At 74.4% G+C, this 16,770-nt stretch carries 15 protein-coding genes; 6 read left to right on the plus strand and 9 right to left on the minus strand.

The genetic code is table 11. The features are described 5' to 3' along the window. Window positions 1-10: 10 nt before the first annotated feature. Genes dmpG through ACH4SL_RS07825 form a run of 3 tightly spaced genes read right to left on the minus strand, consistent with a single transcriptional unit; the run spans window position 11 to window position 2,774 of the window. Window positions 11-1,018: a 4-hydroxy-2-oxovalerate aldolase gene (gene dmpG / locus ACH4SL_RS07815; RefSeq protein WP_398442535.1), complete on the minus strand. Its 1,008-nt coding sequence runs from the start codon at window positions 1,016-1,018 to the stop codon at window positions 11-13. Further along, window positions 1,015-1,968, minus strand: coding sequence for an acetaldehyde dehydrogenase (acetylating) (locus ACH4SL_RS07820; protein ID WP_398442536.1), 954 nt, complete (start codon window positions 1,966-1,968; stop codon window positions 1,015-1,017). Before ACH4SL_RS07820 ends, dmpG begins: the two co-directional genes overlap by 4 nt. Beyond that, on the minus strand, window positions 1,965-2,774 hold the full coding sequence (locus tag ACH4SL_RS07825) for a 2-keto-4-pentenoate hydratase (RefSeq protein ID WP_398442537.1): 810 nt from the start codon (window positions 2,772-2,774) through the stop codon (window positions 1,965-1,967). The genes ACH4SL_RS07820 and ACH4SL_RS07825 overlap by 4 nt, the downstream gene beginning before the upstream one ends. 69 nt (window positions 2,775-2,843) lie before the next feature. Here ACH4SL_RS07825 and ACH4SL_RS07830 point away from each other — a divergent pair, with 69 nt between their 5' ends. Continuing rightward, window positions 2,844-3,614 (plus strand): IclR family transcriptional regulator, encoded by a 771-nt coding sequence (locus tag ACH4SL_RS07830; RefSeq protein WP_398442538.1) that lies wholly within the window; start codon window positions 2,844-2,846, stop codon window positions 3,612-3,614. A gap of 46 nt (window positions 3,615-3,660) precedes the next feature. Next, the gene (locus tag ACH4SL_RS07835; protein ID WP_398442539.1) at window positions 3,661-4,581 is read left to right on the plus strand and encodes an EamA family transporter; all 921 of its coding nucleotides are present in this window, start codon (window positions 3,661-3,663) and stop codon (window positions 4,579-4,581) included. Between the two features lie 41 nt (window positions 4,582-4,622). On the opposite strand, the gene ACH4SL_RS07840 is transcribed toward ACH4SL_RS07835, so the two are convergent. Further along, window positions 4,623-6,566, minus strand: coding sequence for a discoidin domain-containing protein (locus ACH4SL_RS07840; RefSeq protein WP_398442540.1), 1,944 nt, complete (start codon window positions 6,564-6,566; stop codon window positions 4,623-4,625). Between the two features lie 251 nt (window positions 6,567-6,817). Next, entirely contained in the window at window positions 6,818-7,753 is a 936-nt protein-coding gene (locus tag ACH4SL_RS07845; protein ID WP_398442541.1) for a slipin family protein, read from the minus strand. Between the two features lie 178 nt (window positions 7,754-7,931). Here ACH4SL_RS07845 and ACH4SL_RS07850 point away from each other — a divergent pair, with 178 nt between their 5' ends. Further along, window positions 7,932-8,552 (plus strand): L-threonylcarbamoyladenylate synthase, encoded by a 621-nt coding sequence (locus ACH4SL_RS07850; RefSeq protein WP_398442542.1) that lies wholly within the window; start codon window positions 7,932-7,934, stop codon window positions 8,550-8,552. Window positions 8,553-8,624: 72 nt separating this feature from the next. On the opposite strand, the gene ACH4SL_RS07855 is transcribed toward ACH4SL_RS07850, so the two are convergent. The 4 genes from ACH4SL_RS07855 to ACH4SL_RS07870 form a co-directional block, all read right to left on the minus strand. After that, on the minus strand, window positions 8,625-10,298 hold the full coding sequence (locus ACH4SL_RS07855) for a dipeptide ABC transporter ATP-binding protein (RefSeq protein ID WP_398442543.1): 1,674 nt from the start codon (window positions 10,296-10,298) through the stop codon (window positions 8,625-8,627). A 280-nt stretch (window positions 10,299-10,578) separates the two neighbouring features. Beyond that, on the minus strand, window positions 10,579-11,475 hold the full coding sequence (locus ACH4SL_RS07860) for an ABC transporter permease (protein ID WP_398442544.1): 897 nt from the start codon (window positions 11,473-11,475) through the stop codon (window positions 10,579-10,581). Then, window positions 11,472-12,452, minus strand: a complete 981-nt coding sequence (locus ACH4SL_RS07865) for an ABC transporter permease (protein ID WP_398442545.1) — start codon at window positions 12,450-12,452, stop codon at window positions 11,472-11,474. Before ACH4SL_RS07865 ends, ACH4SL_RS07860 begins: the two co-directional genes overlap by 4 nt. After that, window positions 12,449-14,116, minus strand: coding sequence for an ABC transporter substrate-binding protein (locus tag ACH4SL_RS07870; protein ID WP_398442546.1), 1,668 nt, complete (start codon window positions 14,114-14,116; stop codon window positions 12,449-12,451). Before ACH4SL_RS07870 ends, ACH4SL_RS07865 begins: the two co-directional genes overlap by 4 nt. A 626-nt stretch (window positions 14,117-14,742) precedes the next feature. On the opposite strand from ACH4SL_RS07870, the gene ACH4SL_RS07875 reads away from it, so the two are divergent. The 3 genes from ACH4SL_RS07875 (at window position 14,743) to ACH4SL_RS07885 (ending at window position 16,733) form a co-directional block, all read left to right on the plus strand. After that, the gene (locus ACH4SL_RS07875) at window positions 14,743-15,498 is read left to right on the plus strand and encodes a LuxR C-terminal-related transcriptional regulator (RefSeq protein ID WP_398442547.1); all 756 of its coding nucleotides are present in this window, start codon (window positions 14,743-14,745) and stop codon (window positions 15,496-15,498) included. Window positions 15,499-15,602: 104 nt separating this feature from the next. Further along, window positions 15,603-15,938, plus strand: a complete 336-nt coding sequence (locus tag ACH4SL_RS07880) for an ArsR/SmtB family transcription factor (RefSeq protein ID WP_398442548.1) — start codon at window positions 15,603-15,605, stop codon at window positions 15,936-15,938. 132 nt (window positions 15,939-16,070) lie between these two features. Next, complete coding sequence (locus ACH4SL_RS07885; protein WP_031511932.1) at window positions 16,071-16,733, plus strand: nitroreductase family protein; 663 nt, start codon at window positions 16,071-16,073, stop codon at window positions 16,731-16,733. The last annotated feature ends 37 nt before the right edge of the window (window positions 16,734-16,770 follow it).

Raw genomic sequence — 16,770 nt, forward strand, 5'->3', positions numbered from 1 at the left:
CGGGGGCCGCTCAGCCGGCGGACAGGGTGAGGGCGATGTCGATGATCATGTCCTCCTGGCCGCCCACCAGCCGGCGCCGCCCGCACTCCATGAGGATGTCGCGGACGTCCACGCCGTAGGTCGCCGACGCGTTCTCGGCGTGCCGCAGGAAGGACGAGTAGACCCCGGCGTAGCCCAGCGTGAGGGTCTCCCGGTCGACCCGGACGGGCCGGTCCTGGAGCGGGCGGACGAGGTCGTCGGCGGCGTCCTGGAGCTTGAACAGGTCGCAGCCGTGGCGGAAGCCCGACAGGTCGGCGACGGCGACGAAGGCCTCGATCGGGCAGTTGCCCGCCCCGGCGCCGTGCCCGGCGAGCGAGGCGTCGACCCGGGTGACCCCGTTCTCGACGGCGACCACGGAGTTGGCGACCGACAGCGACAGGTTCTCGTGCGCGTGGATGCCGATCTCGGTGGCCGGGTCGAGCACGTCGCGGTAGGCGCGGACGCGGGCGGCCACGTCGTTCATGGTCAGCCGGCCGCCGGAGTCGGTGACGTACACGCAGTGCGCGCCGTACGACTCCATGAGCCTCGCCTGCGCGGCCAGTTCCTGCGGCGGGGCCATGTGGGAGAGCATCAGGAAGCCGGACACGTCCATGCCCAGCTCGCGGGCCGCCGCGATGTGCTGGGCCGAGACGTCGGCCTCGGTGCAGTGCGTGGCCACCCGGACCGAGCGCACGCCGAGGTCGTGGGCCCGCTTCAGCTCGTGGACGGTGCCGACGCCCGGCAGCAGCAGCGTGGTCAGCCGGGCCCTGCGGAGCACCGAGGCGGCCGCCTCGATCCACTCCCAGTCGGTGTGCGAGCCGGGGCCGTAGTTGACCGAGCCGCCCGCGAGGCCGTCGCCGTGCGCGACCTCGATCGCGTCCACGCCCGCCTCGTCGAGCGCCGCGACGATGCGGGCGACGTCGTCGGGGGTGATGCGGTGGCGTACGGCGTGCATGCCGTCGCGCAGGGTGACGTCCTGGATGAAGATCGGCGTGCTCACGGCTGCACCTTCCGGGCTGCGAGACGCTCGGCCACCCGCAGGGCGGCGGAGGTCATGATGTCGAGATTCCCCGCGTAGGCCGGGAGGTAGTGGGCGGCGCCCTCCACCTCCAGGAACACCGACACCTGGTGGGTGGGGCGGGACACGCCGTCGGGGAGCAGCGTGTGCACCGGCTGGTCCGCGGCGATTCCGGTGATCTGGACCCGGTGCCCCAGCCGGTAGCCGGGGACGTACCCGGCGACATCGGCGACCATCGCGCCGACGCTCTCCCGGATCTGCTCGTGCAGCGCCGCGGTCGGGGCCTCGACGAGCGCGAAGACGGTGTCGCGCATGATGAGCGGCGGCTCGGCCGGGTTGAGGATGATGATCGCCTTGCCGCGCCGGGCGCCGCCGACCTGCTCGATCGCGGCCGAGGTCGTCTCGGTGAATTCGTCGATGTTCGCGCGCGTCCCCGGCCCCGCGGACCGGCTGGCGATCGACGCGACGATCTCGGCGTAGTGCACCGGCGCGACCCGGGAGATCGCGGCAACGACGGGTATCGTCGCCTGGCCGCCGCACGTGACCATGTTGACGTTCGGCGAGTCAAGGTGCGCGTCCAGGTTGACCGCCGGGACGACGTACGGGCCCAGGGCGGCCGGTGTCAGGTCGATCAGCCGCTTGCCCAGCGGCTGGAGCCGGGCGGCGTTGGCCACGTGGGCCTTGGCGGAGGTGGCGTCGAAGACGATGCCGATGTCGTCGAAGCCGGGCAGGGCCACCAGGCCCTCCACGCCCTCCGCGGTGGTCGGGACGCCGAACCGGCGGGCCCGGGCGAGACCGTCGGACGCGGGGTCGATACCGACCATCGCGCCCATCTCCAGATGCTCCGAGGTGCGCATCACCTTGATCATCAGGTCGGTCCCGATGTTGCCGGAACCGATGACCGCGACCTTCGTGCGCCGTTCGGCCGTCATCGCCGCTCCTCCCCGAGTGTGAACGAGACCGCGCCGAGCGGCGCGACCGTGGCCCGGACCGTGCTGCCCGGTGCGACGGGCACCATGGGGCCGAGCGCCCCGGACAGGACCACCTGGCCGGCGCGCAGCGGGTCGCCGAGCGCGCGCGCCTGCCGGGCAAGCCACCGCACGGCCAGCAGCGGATCGCCCAGGCACGCCGCGCCGGTGCCGGTGGAGACCTGTTCGCCGTCCACCTCCAGCGTCATCACCGCGTCCCGCGGCGCGAAGTCCGCGAGGGCGAGGCGCTCGCGGCCCAGGACGAAGGCGCCGCCCGAGGCGTTGTCCGCGACGGTGTCGCCGAAGCTGATGTCCCAGCCCGCGATCCGGCTGCCGCAGATCTCGATCGCGGCCACGGCGTGGTCGACCGCGGCGCCGACCTGCTCCACGGACAGCTCACCCTCGGCGAGGTCCGCCCCCAGCACGAAGGCGATCTCCGCCTCCGCGCGCGGCTGGAACACCGCGCCGGGCGGGACGGCGGCGCCGTCCTCGTACCGCATGGTGTCGAAGAGGACACCGAAGTCGGGCTGGTCCACGGCCAGCTGGGCCTGTACGGCCGGCGAGGTGAGCCCGATCTTGCGGCCCACCACGCGCTCACCGGCGGCGAGTCGGGCCCGGGTGAGGAGCTGCTGGACGGCGTAGGCCGCCCGGACGTCGTCGCGGCCGATCAGGTCCCGCACGGGCGGGCACGGCGCGCCGCCGGCCTGAGCGCGAAGGAGCCGGTCGGCCGCCTTGGCCACGGCGTCCGTGGTCACAGGGTTGTCGGTCATGCCGCTCAGGCTCGCAGCGCGGCAGGCCCGCGACCAGGAAGACGTTCCGCTCAGCGGTACGCTTTTCGTGTGGAACCGGAGCTCAACACGGTGCTCGGGAAGGCCGTGGCCATCCTGCGGTCGTTCACCGGCGACGACCGCGTCCTCGGTCTGGCCGAGCTGGTACGCCGCACCGGGCTCCCCAAGGCCACCGTCCACCGGCTCGCCGCCGAGCTGGTCGGGCACCGCCTGCTGGACCGCGACCGCTACGGCTACCGGCTGTCCGGCGGGCTGTTCGAGCTGGGCCTGCGCGCGTCCGTCGAGCGGACCCTGCTGGAGCTGGCCATGCCCTTCCTCCAGGACCTCTACGAGCGCACCCACGAAACCGTCCATCTGGGCGTACGGGACGGCGCCGAGGTCGTCTACATCGCCAAGATCGGCGGCCACCGGCAGGCCGCGAGCCCCTCGCGCACCGGCGGGCGCATGCCGCTGCACTGCACCGCGATCGGCAAGGTGCTGCTCGCCCACGCCGGGCCCGACCTGCGCCGGGAGGTGCTGGAATCGCCCCTGGAGCGCCGCACGCCGCACACCGTCGTGGCCCCGGGCGCGCTGGAGCGCCAGCTCAAGGGCGTCCTGGAGGCGGGCGTCGGCTACGAGCACGAGGAGTCGGCGGCGGGGCTGCTGTGCGTGGCCGCGCCCGTACCCGACGCGGAGGGCCGCACCTCGCTCGCGATCAGCCTGTCGGGGCCGGTCGGCAGATTCCGCCCCGAGAGCCACGCCGACGCCGTGCGGGCCGCCGCCACCGGTCTCGGCAACCAGCTCGCCCGCCGCCGCATCCCCCCGCACACCGCCACGCTGTGATCCGCCGGGGGTGCCGCCGGGGCGTCCGATCGCGCAGAATCCCCTGATGGCTGTCATGAACGTCGACGGGGCCGGCGCCCCGCTCGCGGGCCCGCCCCCGCACCCCTCGCCGACCGCGCTCGCCGGACGCGCCTTCGGCGCCGTGCCGCCGCCCGCCCTGGTGCTGCTCGGGATCGTGAGCGTCCAGGTCGGCTCGGCCCTGGCCAAGCACCTCTTCGGCGCGGTCGGCAGCTTCGGGACGGTCGCGCTGCGGCTCTTCTTCGCCGCCGCGGTGCTGATGGCGGCCTGGCGGCCGCCGCTGCGCATGCACCGCCGCGCGTGGACGGCGGTGCTCGGCTACGGCGTCGTCCTGGGCGTGATGAACCTCTGCTTCTACCTGGCGCTGGCCCGGCTCCCGCTGGGCATCGCGGTGACCACCGAGTTCCTCGGTCCGCTCGCCGTGGCCCTGGGCGGGTCGCGCCGCTGGTCGGACGTCTGCTGGGCGCTGCTCGCGGGCGGCGGTGTGGCCCTGCTGATGGAGGGGCGCGGCGATGTCGACCTCGTCGGCCTGCTGTTCGCCCTCGCGGCCGGAGCCTGCTGGGGCCTCTACATCCTGCTCGGCGCGGCGCTCGGCCGGCACACCACGCAGGGCAACGGGCTCGCGCTGGCCATGGCCGTGGCCGCGTTGGTGGCCGTGCCCTTCGGGGTGGTGGACAGCGGTACGGCCCTGGTCACCCCGTGGGTGCTGCTCGCCGGGCTCGGGGTGGCGCTGCTGTCGTCGGTGGTGCCGTACTCGCTGGAGTTGGAGGCGCTGCGCCGGATCCCGCCGCATGTCTTCGGCATCCTGATGAGCCTGGAGCCGGCGACGGCGGCGCTCATCGGCCTCGTCGTGCTCCGCGAGTCGCTGCACTGGTCGCAGTGGGTCGCGGTGCTGTGCGTGATGGCCGCGTCGGCGGGCGCCACGCGCGGCGCCCGCCCGCAGTCCTGAGTCACCCCGCCCGGCGCGCGGCGGGGTGACTCAGGGTCCGGTCAGCGGTAGAGGCGGACGTCCGCCAGGCTCCACCAGTTGGCGGCCGTACCGGTCTGGGTGACGCGCAGGTAGCGGGCGTTCGCGGTGCGCGGCAGGCGGACCGTGGTGAGCTGGCCGGTGCCGGCGCCCTGGGCGGCGGTGCGCCAGTGGGCGCCGTCGTCGCTCACCGAGAGCTGCCAGCCGCGGGCCTGGTCGCCGAGGTTGTCGCCGGTGTCGATCGCGACCGTGCCGAAGGCGGTGCGGCGGCCGAGGTCGAGCTGCACGTACTGGCCGGGTGCCTGGGCGGCGCCGCTCGTCCAGCGGGTGCTGCCGTCATCGTCCAGCACGGCCGCGGCCGGGCCCTGGCCCGAGGGGGAGGCGGTGGCGGTGGCGCCGGACAGGTCGAGCTGGCGCAGCGTGGTGCGCAGCTTCCCGGACGCGGGCCAGGTGAAGGTCGCCAGCGCCCCGCCGGGCAGCGTGTAGTCGAAGGACTCGCCGCCGACGGCGACGGTGAAGGACCGCGGGTCGTCGTTCTCGTTGTGGACGACGAGCGCGGTGGAGCCGTCGGGGTTGGTGAACGCCACGTCGGTGAGCTGCCCGTTCCAGCCCGTGGTGCCGTAGTTGGTGCTGGCGATGCGGACGGCGCCGGGCTTCACGAACTTCGACAGGTGCCCGATGGTGCTGTATTCGGCGTTGGCCGTGACCGTGCCGTCCGGCTGGACGGTGAGCAGCGCGGTGCAGGTGTCGCACCCGCCGTTGTGCGGGCCGCCGTCGGCGTCCAGGGCGAGATTCCAGTCGGCCACGGATTTCGCCCAGTTGCGGGTGGTGCCGACGGTGATGGTGCGGGCGTGCCAGGTGAGGGTGCCGCGGAAGATCTGGGCCGGGGTGTCGGTCGCCCCGTGCGAGCCGGAGCACTCGGTGAACCAGATGCCCTTGTCCGGGTGGGCGTCGTGCAGCGCGCTCTGGGCGCTCGGGTCGCCGGAGTAGCAGTGGTAGGCGGTGCCGGCGACCCACCGGGCGGCGGGGCCGTCGAGGATCTCGTACGGGTAGTCCGTCTGCGGGTCCTCGCCGAGCTTCTCCGCGGTGGCGATGTCGTCGGGGTGCGTCGTCCAGTTGTGGTCGTAGGCAAGGATCCTGGTGTGCAGACCCGCGGCCCGCAGCATCGGGCCGAGCGCCTCGATGACCTTCGCCTCCTGCTCGACCGGCATGTCCGTGCCGGGGTACGCGCTGGGCGCGCGGTTCTGCGGCTCGTTCTGCACGGTCAGGTAGTCGACGGGCACCCCGGCGGCCTTGTAGGCCTGCACGAATTTCACCAGGTAGCGGGCGTACGCCTGGTAGACCGCCGGGTCGTCCTTGAGATGGCCGCCGACCAGGGAGTCGGAGTCCTTCATCCACGCGGGCGGGCTCCACGGCGTGGCCAGCACGGTGAGCTGCGGATTCAGCTTCTCGGCCTGCCGCAGCAGGGGCAGGATCTGCTTCTCGTCGTGGGCGATGCTGAAGTGGCGCAGTGCGAAGTCGGTCTGCCCGGCCGGCATGTCGTCGTACGTGTAGTGCTCGGCCTGCGCGGTGAAGTCGGAGGATCCGACCGGCTGGCGCAGGAAGCTCACGCCGATGCCCGACGCCGGGTCGAACAGCCGCCGCATCGCGGCGTCCCGGGTCTGCCGGGGGAGTGAGCCGAGCACCGCGGCCGAGGAGTCGGTGAGGGCGCCGCCGAAGCCGTCCATCTGCTGGAAGCGCTGCGTCGGGTCGACGGTGATCGTCGTGAGGTCCGACGCCCCCTGGTGGAAGGCGACGGGCGCCTGCCGCTGCAACTGGGCGGAGTCGTCGGCGGTCGTGAGCCACACCTGCGCCTGCGGGTCCGCCGGTCCGTGGGCCGGGTGCGCCGCCGCGGTGGCGGGGGACGGGAGGCAGGCCATGCACAGCGCCGCGGCCATGAGGGCCGAGGCACCGAAGGCGCGTTTCATGGACGGTTCTCCTTGCTGACGGGGGCCCGACCGCCGGTCCCGTGTCCGGCCGGGTGGAACAGAATGAAACAGAAGCGGAAATCTGTGCGCGCGGGCATCAGCAAAGACGGCACGCCTCTCGGGTGTCAAGAGGTGTGCCGCGGGGTCTTGCGGTGAGGGGTGGTGAAACAATTCGATGTAACAAAAAGGGGCGACGAAAAGCCGCGCGGGCCCGTGGCGGGCGGACCCGTGCGGCATGCCGCCGGGCGGGGTTACGCCCCGGCGGCGGGCGGCTCGGCGTGGTCGGGCGACACGGCCCGCGGCGGTACGGCCCCGGGCAGCTCCGCCCGCTCCTCGGCCGCTGCCAGCTCGTCCGCCCCCTGCGCCGCGCCCGCGGGCTCCACCGGCGCGGAGGCCGCCTCCGGCTGCGGGGCCGTCCCGCCGGACGCGCCCGTCGTCGCGCGGTCGAAGAACCGCAGCAGCTCGACGGGGAAGGGCAGCACGAGCGTCGAGTTCTTCTCCGCGGCGACCTCCACGACGGTCTGGAGCATGCGCAGTTGCAGCGCGGCCGGGTTGGCGTCCATCGTGCGGGCCGCCTCCGACAGCTTGTGCGACGCCTGGAGCTCGCCGTCCGCGGTGATGATCCTGGCCCGCCGCTCCCGGTCGGCCTCCGCCTGCCGGGCCATCGACCGCTTCATCGACTCGGGCAGCGCCACGTCCTTGATCTCCACCCGGTCGATGTGCACGCCCCAGCCCGTCGCCGGGGTGGCCAGCATCAGCTCCAGGCCCTCGTGCAGCAGCTCCCGGCCGGACAGCAGGTCGTCCAGCTCGCTCTTGCCGATGATCGACCGCAGCGAGGTCTGGGCGACCTGCAGCATCGCGAACTGGTAGTTCTGCACGTCGACCGTCGCACGGATCGGGTCGACGACGCGGAAGTACAGCACGGCGTCCACCCGTACCGACACGTTGTCGCGGGTGATGCCCTCCTGGGAGGGCACCGGCATGGTGACGACCTGCATGTTGACCTTGGTCATCTTGTCCACGAAGGGCACCAGCAGCCGCGGGCCGGGCTGCTTCGGCAGCGGGCTGACCCGCCCGAAGCGGTAGATCACCCCGCGCTCGTACTGCTTGACGACCCGCATGCTGCTCGGCAGCACGATCAGGCCGACCACGGCCAGGACGATCAGCAGTACCACGACGATCTCCATGTCCCACTCCCCAGTCCGGTGCGTGAGGGTACGGCCTGCGGCCGGGCCGCCGCACGGGTAACGGCCCTTCCTTGGCCAGGGTTTGACGCCCCGTCTGCACCCCTCGGTTCCGGCCGCCCACCCGCCACGGCGGCCCGGGTACGCGGACTCACCCGGCGGGCCGCCCTAGGCTGGGCCGATGGCACGCTACTTCGATGTACATCCCCAGAATCCCCAGCCGCGCATCATCAGCGGCGTGGTCGACAGCATCCGGGCCGGTGCGCTGGTCGCGTACCCCACGGACTCCTGCTACGCGCTGGGGTGCCGGCTGGGCAACCGCGAGGGCGTCGACCGCATCCGCACCATCCGGGGCCTCGACGACCGGCACCACTTCACGCTGGTCTGCCGGGATTTCGCGCAGCTCGGCCAGTTCGTGCAGATCGACAACGACGTCTTCCGCGCGGTGAAGGCGGCGACGCCCGGCAGCTACACCTTCATCCTCCCCGCGACGAAGGAGGTGCCGCGGCAGCTCCAGCACCCCAAGAAGCGGACCGTCGGCGTCCGCATCCCCGACCACGTCGTGACGCAGGCGCTGCTCGCGGAACTGGACACGCCGCTCGTCTCCAGCACCCTGCTGCTGCCCGACGAGGCGGAGCCGCTGACGCAGGGCTGGGAGATCAAGGAGCGGCTCGACCACGTCGTCGACGCGGTGGTCGACTCCGGCGACTGCGGCACCGAGCCGACCACCGTCGTGGACTTCTCCGGCGGCGGCACCGAGATCCTGCGCCGCGGCGCGGGCGACACCGCGCGGTTCGAGTAGCGGCGCGGCCGTACGCCGGGCGGCCGTACCGCCCGGCGGCGGGCGGTACGGCGCCGGGCCGTACCGCCGGGGTCACAACGCCGGGGCCGCGGCGATCAGTTCGCGCGTCCACGGGTCGACCGGATCGGCGAAGACCCGCTCCACGGGGCCGCTCTCCAGGACCCGCCCGTCCCGCATGACCATCACCTCGTCGGCGATCTCCCGGATCACCGCCAGGTCGTGCGAGATGAAGAGCACGGCAAGGCCCAGCCGGTCCCGCAGGGACCCCAGCAGGTCGAGCACCTGGGCCTGGAGCGACACGTCCAGCGCGGAGACCGGCTCGTCGCACACCAGCACCCGGGGGCGGGTGGCCAGCGCCCGGGCGATCGCCACCCGCTGCCGCTGGCCGCCGGACAGCTCCCACGGCCGGCGCCGCAGGTGCTCGGGCGCCAGCCCCACCATCTCCAGCAGCTCGGCGCAGCCGGCCGGCCGGTCCGCGCGGGCGACCCCCGCGGCGGCCAGCGCCTCGCCGAGCAGCCGCCGCACCGGGTAGCGCGGGTCCAGCGCGCTGAGCGGGTCCTGGTCCACCAGCTGCACGAGCCGCCGCCGCTGCCGCCGGGCCCGCTCGGGCCCGGGACTCCACGCGGCGCCGTCCAGCAGGACGGTGCCCGCGTCCGGCTGCTCCAGCCCGAGCACCAGCCGCGCCAGCGTGGACTTGCCCGATCCGGACTCCCCGACGACGCCCAGCGTCCGGCCCGGCGTCAGGGCGAGGGAGACATCGTGCACGGCCTCGCGCCAGCCGCCGCCGGGCCGCCGGTAGCGCAGCCGGAGGCCGGTCGCCTCCAGCACGGGTCCCGGCTCCCGGGGCTCCGCGTCCTTCCCGGCGGGTGCGGGGTCCGGCCCGGCCCGCCGGGCGCGGGGCGGGCGCCGTCCGGGTACGGCGTCCAGCAGCGCCCGGGTGTAGGGGTGTTCGGGCGCCGTCAGGATGCGTTCGGCCGGGGCCTGTTCCACGACGACGCCCTCGCGCATTACCGCGATGTCGTCCGCCACCTGCGCCACCGCGGCCAGGTCGTGGCTGATCAGCAGCACGGCCGTGCCCGCGTCCCGCAGCTCCCGCAGCAGCGCGAGGACACGGGCCTGCACGGTGGCGTCCAGCGCGGTGGTCGGCTCGTCGGCGATCAGCAGCCGGGGGCCGCCGGCCAGGGCCGAGGCGATCAGGGCCCGCTGGCGCAGCCCCCCGGACAGCTCGTACGGGCGCTGCCGGGCCCGCTGTTCGGGCTCGGGCACACCGACCGTGGTGAGCAGTTCCAGGACCCGGGCGCCGACCTCCTCCCGGGAGGCGCGGCGGTGGGCGGTGAGCGATTCGGCGATCTCCCGGCCGACCGGCCGCAGCGGGTCGAGCGAGACCAGCGCGTCCTGGGAGACGAGCCCGACGTCCACGCCGCGGACCGCCCGCCATTCGCGCTCGCCGTACCGGCGTACGTCGGTGCCGCCCACCTCCAGCCGCTCGGCCCGCACCTCGGACCGCCCGCCGACCAGCCCCAGCAGGCTGCGCGCGGTCACGCTCTTGCCCGACCCGGACTCCCCGACCAGCGCCAGCGACCGCCCGGCGGCCAGCCGGAACGACACCCCCCGCACGGCCTCCACCGCCCCGCCCGGCGTGTCGAACCGCACGCGCAGGCCCGCGACATCGGCGACGAGCGGCCCCTCCGGCCCCGCACCGCCGGATCCCGCGGCGCCGGGGACGGTCTCGATGGCATCGGTCATGACCGGACGCTCCTCTCGGTCGGACGGAAACGCGCCGCCGCCGGGCAGCGGCGTGTGGGCGGGTGGACGAATGCCGTCCTCGCGGGGCGGTTGTCGGGTGAGGCGGCCGCGAGGTGGCGCGGTGCGGCGGGCGCCGTCGTTGCCGGGCGGTCAGCGGGCGGACGGGCCGGTGCCGGGCGATGGTCGGGTGGGCCGGACCCGGGGCGCCGGGTCCCCGGGGCGGGGACGGCGAGTGGCGCCGTTGCCGGGCGGCGTGCGGGCGGGTCTGTCGGGCGGGGGCTCATCCGGTGGTCCGGCCTGCGAAGCGGTGGTGCAGGGCGCGGCCCGCCACGCTGATCGCCACCGCGGCGACCGTGACGGCCAGGCCCGGGAAGACGCCGGTCCACCAGGCGACCGGCAGGTACTGCTGGCCCTGGGCGAGCATCGCGCCCCACTCCGGGGAGGGCGGCTGCGGGCCGAGTCCCAGATAGCTCAGGGCGGCGCCCGAGGTGATCGCCGAGCCCGTGCCGATCGCGGCGACGAGCGCGAGCGGCCCGACGGTGTTCGGCAGCACGTGCCGCGCCACCAGGACGGCCGGCCGCTGCCCCAGGCAGACCGCCGCCCGTACGTAACCGGACTTGCGCACCGACATCGCCTGGGTGCGCACCAGCCGGGCGTACCCCAGCGCGGTGGGCACCGCGATGGCGATCGCCTCGCTGCCCGAGCCGCGCCCCGCCAGGGTCAGCACCAGCAGCGACACCAGCAGCGCCGGGAGCGCCAGCAGCGCGTCCACCAGCCGCATCACGACCGCGTCCGCGGCCCGGCCGGACAGCGCCGCGGCCATCCCGATCACCAGGCCCGCGACCGCGGCCAGCGCGGTCGCGCCCAGCCCCGTGGCCAGCGACTGCCGCGACCCGTACGCCACCCGCGTCAGCACGTCGCGCCCCAACTGGTCGGTGCCGAAGGGGTGCGCGAGGCTCGGCGGGCGCAGCACCGCGTCGAGGTGCGGGGTCAGCGGCGCGCCGTCGGTGAAGAGCCACGGCAGCGCGGCCACCACGGCGATCAGCAGCAGCGCCGCGACCGCCAGCGCGGTGCCCGGCCGTACCCGCCGCCACCGCGGCCTGCGCCGCGGGCCCGGCGGCGCGTCGGCAACTGCCGGGGCCTCCACCGCCTGCTCCACGTCCGTCATGTCCGTCATACCGCCGCCCCCTTCACGCGCAGCCGCGGATCGACCACCAGGCACAGCAGGTCGACGACGGTGCTGACGGCCGCGTACGCCAGGGCCGCGACGATCACCACGCCGAGCACGACCGGCATGTCCCGGGTCCCGACCGCGTCGAGCGCCACCTTGCCGAGCCCGGGCCGGGCGAAGACCGTCTCGATCAGGACCGCGCCGCCCAGCAGGTGGCCGACGAACCAGCCGGTGAGGTTGAGCGCGGGCAGCGCCGCGTGCCGCAGCGTGTGCCGGGCCCGCACCGCCCACTCCGACAGCCCGCGGGCGCGCGCAGTGAGCGTGTACGGCTCCTGCCAGGCCGCCTGCATGCCGTCCCGCAGCACCTGCGTGAGCAGCCCGGCGGCCGGCAGCGCCAGCGTGACCGCGGGGAGCACCAGCGCCTCGAAACCGCCCGCGCCCGCGGCCGGCAGCAGCCGCAGCCGGAAGGAGAAGGCCGTCAGCAGCAGCATCCCCAGCCAGAAGGACGGCAGCGAGATCGCCGTCAGCTCCGCACCGGACAGCACACCGCGGCCCAGCCGCCCGAGCCGGGCCAGCGGCCCCCGCCCGCTGCCGGTGCCCGCGGTGGCCACCGACAGCAGCACCGCGACCAGCAGGATGAGCACGGTGGCCGCGCCCGCCAGCTGGAGCGTGGGCCCGAGCTGCTCGCCGATGATCGCGGTCACCGGCCGCTGCTGCTGGTAGGAGGTGCCCAGGTCGCCGTGCAGCAGCCGGGTCAGGAACCGGACGTACTGCACCGCGAACGGGCGGTCGAAACCGTAGTCGTGACGGATCCGGGCAGCCATGCCGGGCGAGGCGGCGTAGCCGTTGCCCAGCATGATCTGCACCGGGTCGCCGGGCAGCAGGTGCAGGACGGCGAAGGCGGCGGTGGCCGCCGCCCACACCACCAGCACCGCCGCCGCGGCGCGCCCCGCGAGGTAGCGTGCGACGCCCGCGCCTCTCACCGGCCGGTGGTCCAGGCGCGCGCGAACAGCGGCCAGCCGGAGACGTCGAAGGCGACGCCCTGCACCGACTTCGACGTGCCCAGCAGGTACGTGCCGACGTACAGCGGGATCGTCACGGCATGGTCGATCACCCAGTGCTGGACCTTCGCGTACGCGGCCTTGCGCTGCGCCGGGTCGGTGGTGGCGGACGCCGCCAGCAGCCACGAGTCGACCTGCGGGTCGTCGATACGGGAGGCGTTCTGGCCGCCCTTCTCCAGGTTGGCGCCGCCGAAGTACAGGCCGCGCAGGATGTCGCCGTCACCGCGGGACCAGCTGAGGTCCAGGACGTCGTAGTCGGCGGAGTAGGCGGCCTTGAAGTAGCCGCCGGAGTCGACCACCACCTGCTTGAGCTCGATGCCGACCGCCTTGGCCTGCGACTTCATCCCGTCGGCGAGGGCGCCGCGCTGGTCGCGGGTGACGTTGGCGGCCAGGATGGGCCACGACAGGGTCAGCCGCTTGCCGTCCTTGGTGCGGTAGCCCTGCTTGTCGCGGCCGGTCCAGCCCGCCTGGTCCAGCAGCGTCCCGGCCTGCTTCGGGTCGTACGCCCAGGTGTCCTTGAGCGAGGCGTCGTAGGCGTTCGGCGTGGAGGGGCTCAGCGGGCTCCAGGCGCGCTGGTAGACGCCCAGGTAGATGGCCTTGACGAGGCTGTCGACGTCCAGCGCGTGCAGCAGGGCGGTGCGCACCAGCTGGTCGTTGAGCGGCGCGCGGGTGGTGTTGAGCTGCAGGCTGTAGACCGCGCCGGGCGACTGGTGGGACAGCAGCCGCAGCCGCGGGTCGCTGCGGACCTGGGTCGCCGCGATCACCGGCACCACCGCCGCGTCGATCTGACCGCTGGTCAGGGTGCCCAGCCGGGTGGTGTCGTCGGTGAGGAAGCGGATGGTGAGGGAGTCCAGATGGGCGGGCCCGTTGTAGCCGCCGTCCTGCGGGCCCCACTTGTAGGCGGCGTTGCGGTGGAAGACGATCTGCCGGCCCACCGTCCGCGAGGCCGCGACGAAGGGCCCGCTGCCCACGGAGTGGGTGCCGCTCGCGCACAGCGCGCTCGATCCCGCCTTGAGCGCCTTCGGCGACTCGATGCCCAGGTAGGTGGTGCTCACGGCCTGGAGGAAGGGGGAGAACGGGTGGCTGAAGGACACCCGCACGGTGTCCTTGCCGGTGACGGTGGTGCCCTTGTAGGAGGGCCCGAACAGGCTGGCTGCGTAGGCGGACTTGGTCGCCGGCGCGGTGATCTGGTCGAAGTTGGCCTTCACGGCGGCGGCGTCCAGCGTGGTGCCGTCGTGGAAGAGCACGTCGTCGCGGAGGGTGAAGTCGTAGTTCAGCCCGTCGGGGGAGATCTTCCAGGACTTCGCCAGCCAGGGGTGGACGGCGCCGGCGGCGTCCTCGGAGACCAGCGAGTCGAAGACACCGCGCAGGATGACGGCGGAGGCGTCGGTGGGCGAGATGTGCGGGTCGAGGCAGGACGGCTCGGAGCTGACGGCGAAGGTCAGGCTGCCGCCGTTGACGGGCTTGCCGCCCGAGGTGTCGGTGCTGGAACCGCCGTCGGCGGAGCAGCCGGTGGTGGCCGCGAGGGCGACCGCGAGCAGGGCGGCGCCGGCGGTGGACGCGGCGCGGCGGAGCGGGGTGGGCATGACGGATCTCCTCCGTGAGCGGGTGGGATGCGGGGTGGCGGACGGGGCGGTCGGCCCGGACACGCCGCGGCGCAGACCCGCAGCAGGTCGATGTGGCGCCGCCGCACGAGCGGTGGCGCGAGCACGAAGGGCATCAGGCTCCCGCCGCGGGCACGGGCACGGGCACGGGCACGGGCACGGGCCGGGGCCGCGGCACGGGCGCGGTCCCGGCCGGCGGGCGCGGGCCGGAACGGGACCCGGATCCCGCGCGGGGCGGCTGGGTCGTCATGGTCACTCCAGCTACGTGAACGGTCGCCGCACAGTCTGCGGTGTGCGGAGCCCGGGGTGCCTCGGCCGCAAGGCGGGACTGCGCACCCGCCGAAAGGCCGTCACCGGGCGCCCGGACCTGGACTTTGGGCGGGGGTCCGGGTGATCACCGGACGCCCGCGACGCGCGGGACCGGAGGATGTCCCGGGGGCTGCCGCCTTTCGCGCCGCTGCCCGCCCCCGTCGCGCCCTGGCACGTACGGGCCCGGTACGGGACACTAATTCGGAAAACGTGAAACAATCGAACTCCAGGCGTGCGCCGGGGTGCTCGGCCCCGCGCACGGCGCCGCTCGCCCGCGGCGACACCACACGGGAGGATCCATGGCGATGTCCCACCTGGCCGCGGAAGCACCGGCGCACCCGGCCGACGCCGCGGCCTTACGCTGCGACTTCCCCGTGGCCGGCGCGACCCGCGTGCTGCTGGGCGCGGGCAGCCCGGTGATGCGGACCGGGCTGCGCACCATCTTCCTGGCGGCCGGCGGGATCGAGGTCGTCGCCGAGGTCTGCCAGAGCCGCCACGTGCTGCGGATGGCCGTCGACGCGCGCCCCTCCGTGGTCGTCCTGGAGGACGGCGGGCTGGACGGGGACACCGCCGAGCTGGTCCGGTCGGTGGTCGGCCGCACCGCGGGCGCCGCCGGCGCGGTCGTGCTCACCTGCTGCGACGAGACGCGGGTCAGCGCGCTGCTGCGGGCCGGGGCGAGCGCCCTGGTGCACCGCGACGGCAAGGAGTACGAGCTGCTCGCCGCGGTGCGCGCGGTCGCCGCCGGACACGCCTACTTCTCGCCGCCGCTCGCCCGGGTCGCCCTGGACCTCGCCGCCCCGCATCTGCCCGTACCGCCGGAGGAAGGCCGGGAGCCGGCGGCCGGGGAGGGCGCGCTGCGCGAACTCACGCCGCGCGAGCGGGAGATACTCGACCTGGTCGCCACCGGCATGTCCAACGCGGAGGTCGCGGCCGCGCTGCACCTGAGCGAGAAGACGGTGAAATTCCACGTCTCCAACGTGCTGACCAAGCTCCGGGTGCGCAGCCGCACCCAGGCCGTCGTCTACTTCCGCACCCTTCCCGCAGCCGCTTCCTGAGGAAGGTCGAGTATCCTTGAACCGTCAAACGACAGGCCGCGAGCAGCCCGCGCACCCGCGGGTCCCGCCCGCGGCCGGTGCTGACGGGAAGGGAGGTGCCGTCCGTGCGTACGCCGGTCCACCCCAAGGTCGACGACCTCGAACTCGCCGTGCTCTTCCACGCACTGAGCGACCCCGTACGGCTGGCCATCGCCGGGCTGGTGGCCGGCGGCGAGATGTCGTGCGGCGCGATGGCGATCCCGCTGTCGAAGTCGACGCTCTCGCACCATCTGAAGATCCTGCGCGAGGCGGGCGTCACCCGCACCCGCCTCGAAGGTACCCACCGCTACATCTCCCTGCGGCGCGACGACCTCGACACGCGCTTCCCCGGCCTCATGGGCGCGATCCTCGCCCAGCTTCCCGACGCGCCGCTCACCCTGCTGGCCGACTCCGCCGCCTGATCCCGCGCCGCGATCCCGTAGTGCGATCCCGCGCGCGTGCGACGCCCCGTCATGTCCGCGTGTCCGCAGGGCTCGCGCGCGTCCACCAGCTGATTTGTATGCGTGCTGATCGTCTGCCCTAAGATGATTTCCGTGACCTTGGATCTGACGCCCGACCAACTCCTGTCGACCACGCGCGCGGTCCGCCGGCGCCTCGACTTCGACCGCCCCGTCCCGCGCGAGCTGATCGAGGAGTGCGTGGACCTGGCCGTGCAGGCCCCGACCGGCCGCAACCGGCAGCGCTGGCACTTCGTCGTGGTCACCGAGGACGTCCAGCGGCACGCCGTGGCCGACCTCTTCCTGCGCGCCCTGTCCGTGGCCCAGGGGCAGCGGCTGACCGCGCGCGACACCTGGCGCATGGGCTACCACCCGGGCTCCACCGAGCGGGTCTTCGACGGCCTGCGCCACCTGGCCGCGAACATCCACCGGGTGCCGGTGTTCGTCATCCCCGCCGTCGAGGGGCGCACCGACCGCGCGAACGTCGCCGAGCAGGCCGGGACGTGGGGCTCGATCCTGCCCGCCGTGTGGAGCTTCATGCTCGCCGCCCGGGCCCGTGGCCTCGGCACGACCTGGACCACCGCGCAGGCCCCGCTGGAACGGGAGCTGGCCGGGGTGCTCGGCGTCCCCTACGACGAGGTCATGCTGGCCGCCTTCATCCCGCTGGCCTACAGCATCGGCACCGACTTCAAACCGGCTCCGCGCATCCCGCGCGAGCACGTCCTGCACTGGGACGGGTGGAAGCAGGGCCGGCCGTAGCGCCTTCCCCCGGCGGCCGGCCCCGGCCCGGCAGGCA

The sequence above is a fragment of the Streptomyces sp. NPDC021020 genome (genome assembly GCF_044333285.1).
Taxonomy (GTDB): domain Bacteria; phylum Actinomycetota; class Actinomycetes; order Streptomycetales; family Streptomycetaceae; genus Actinacidiphila.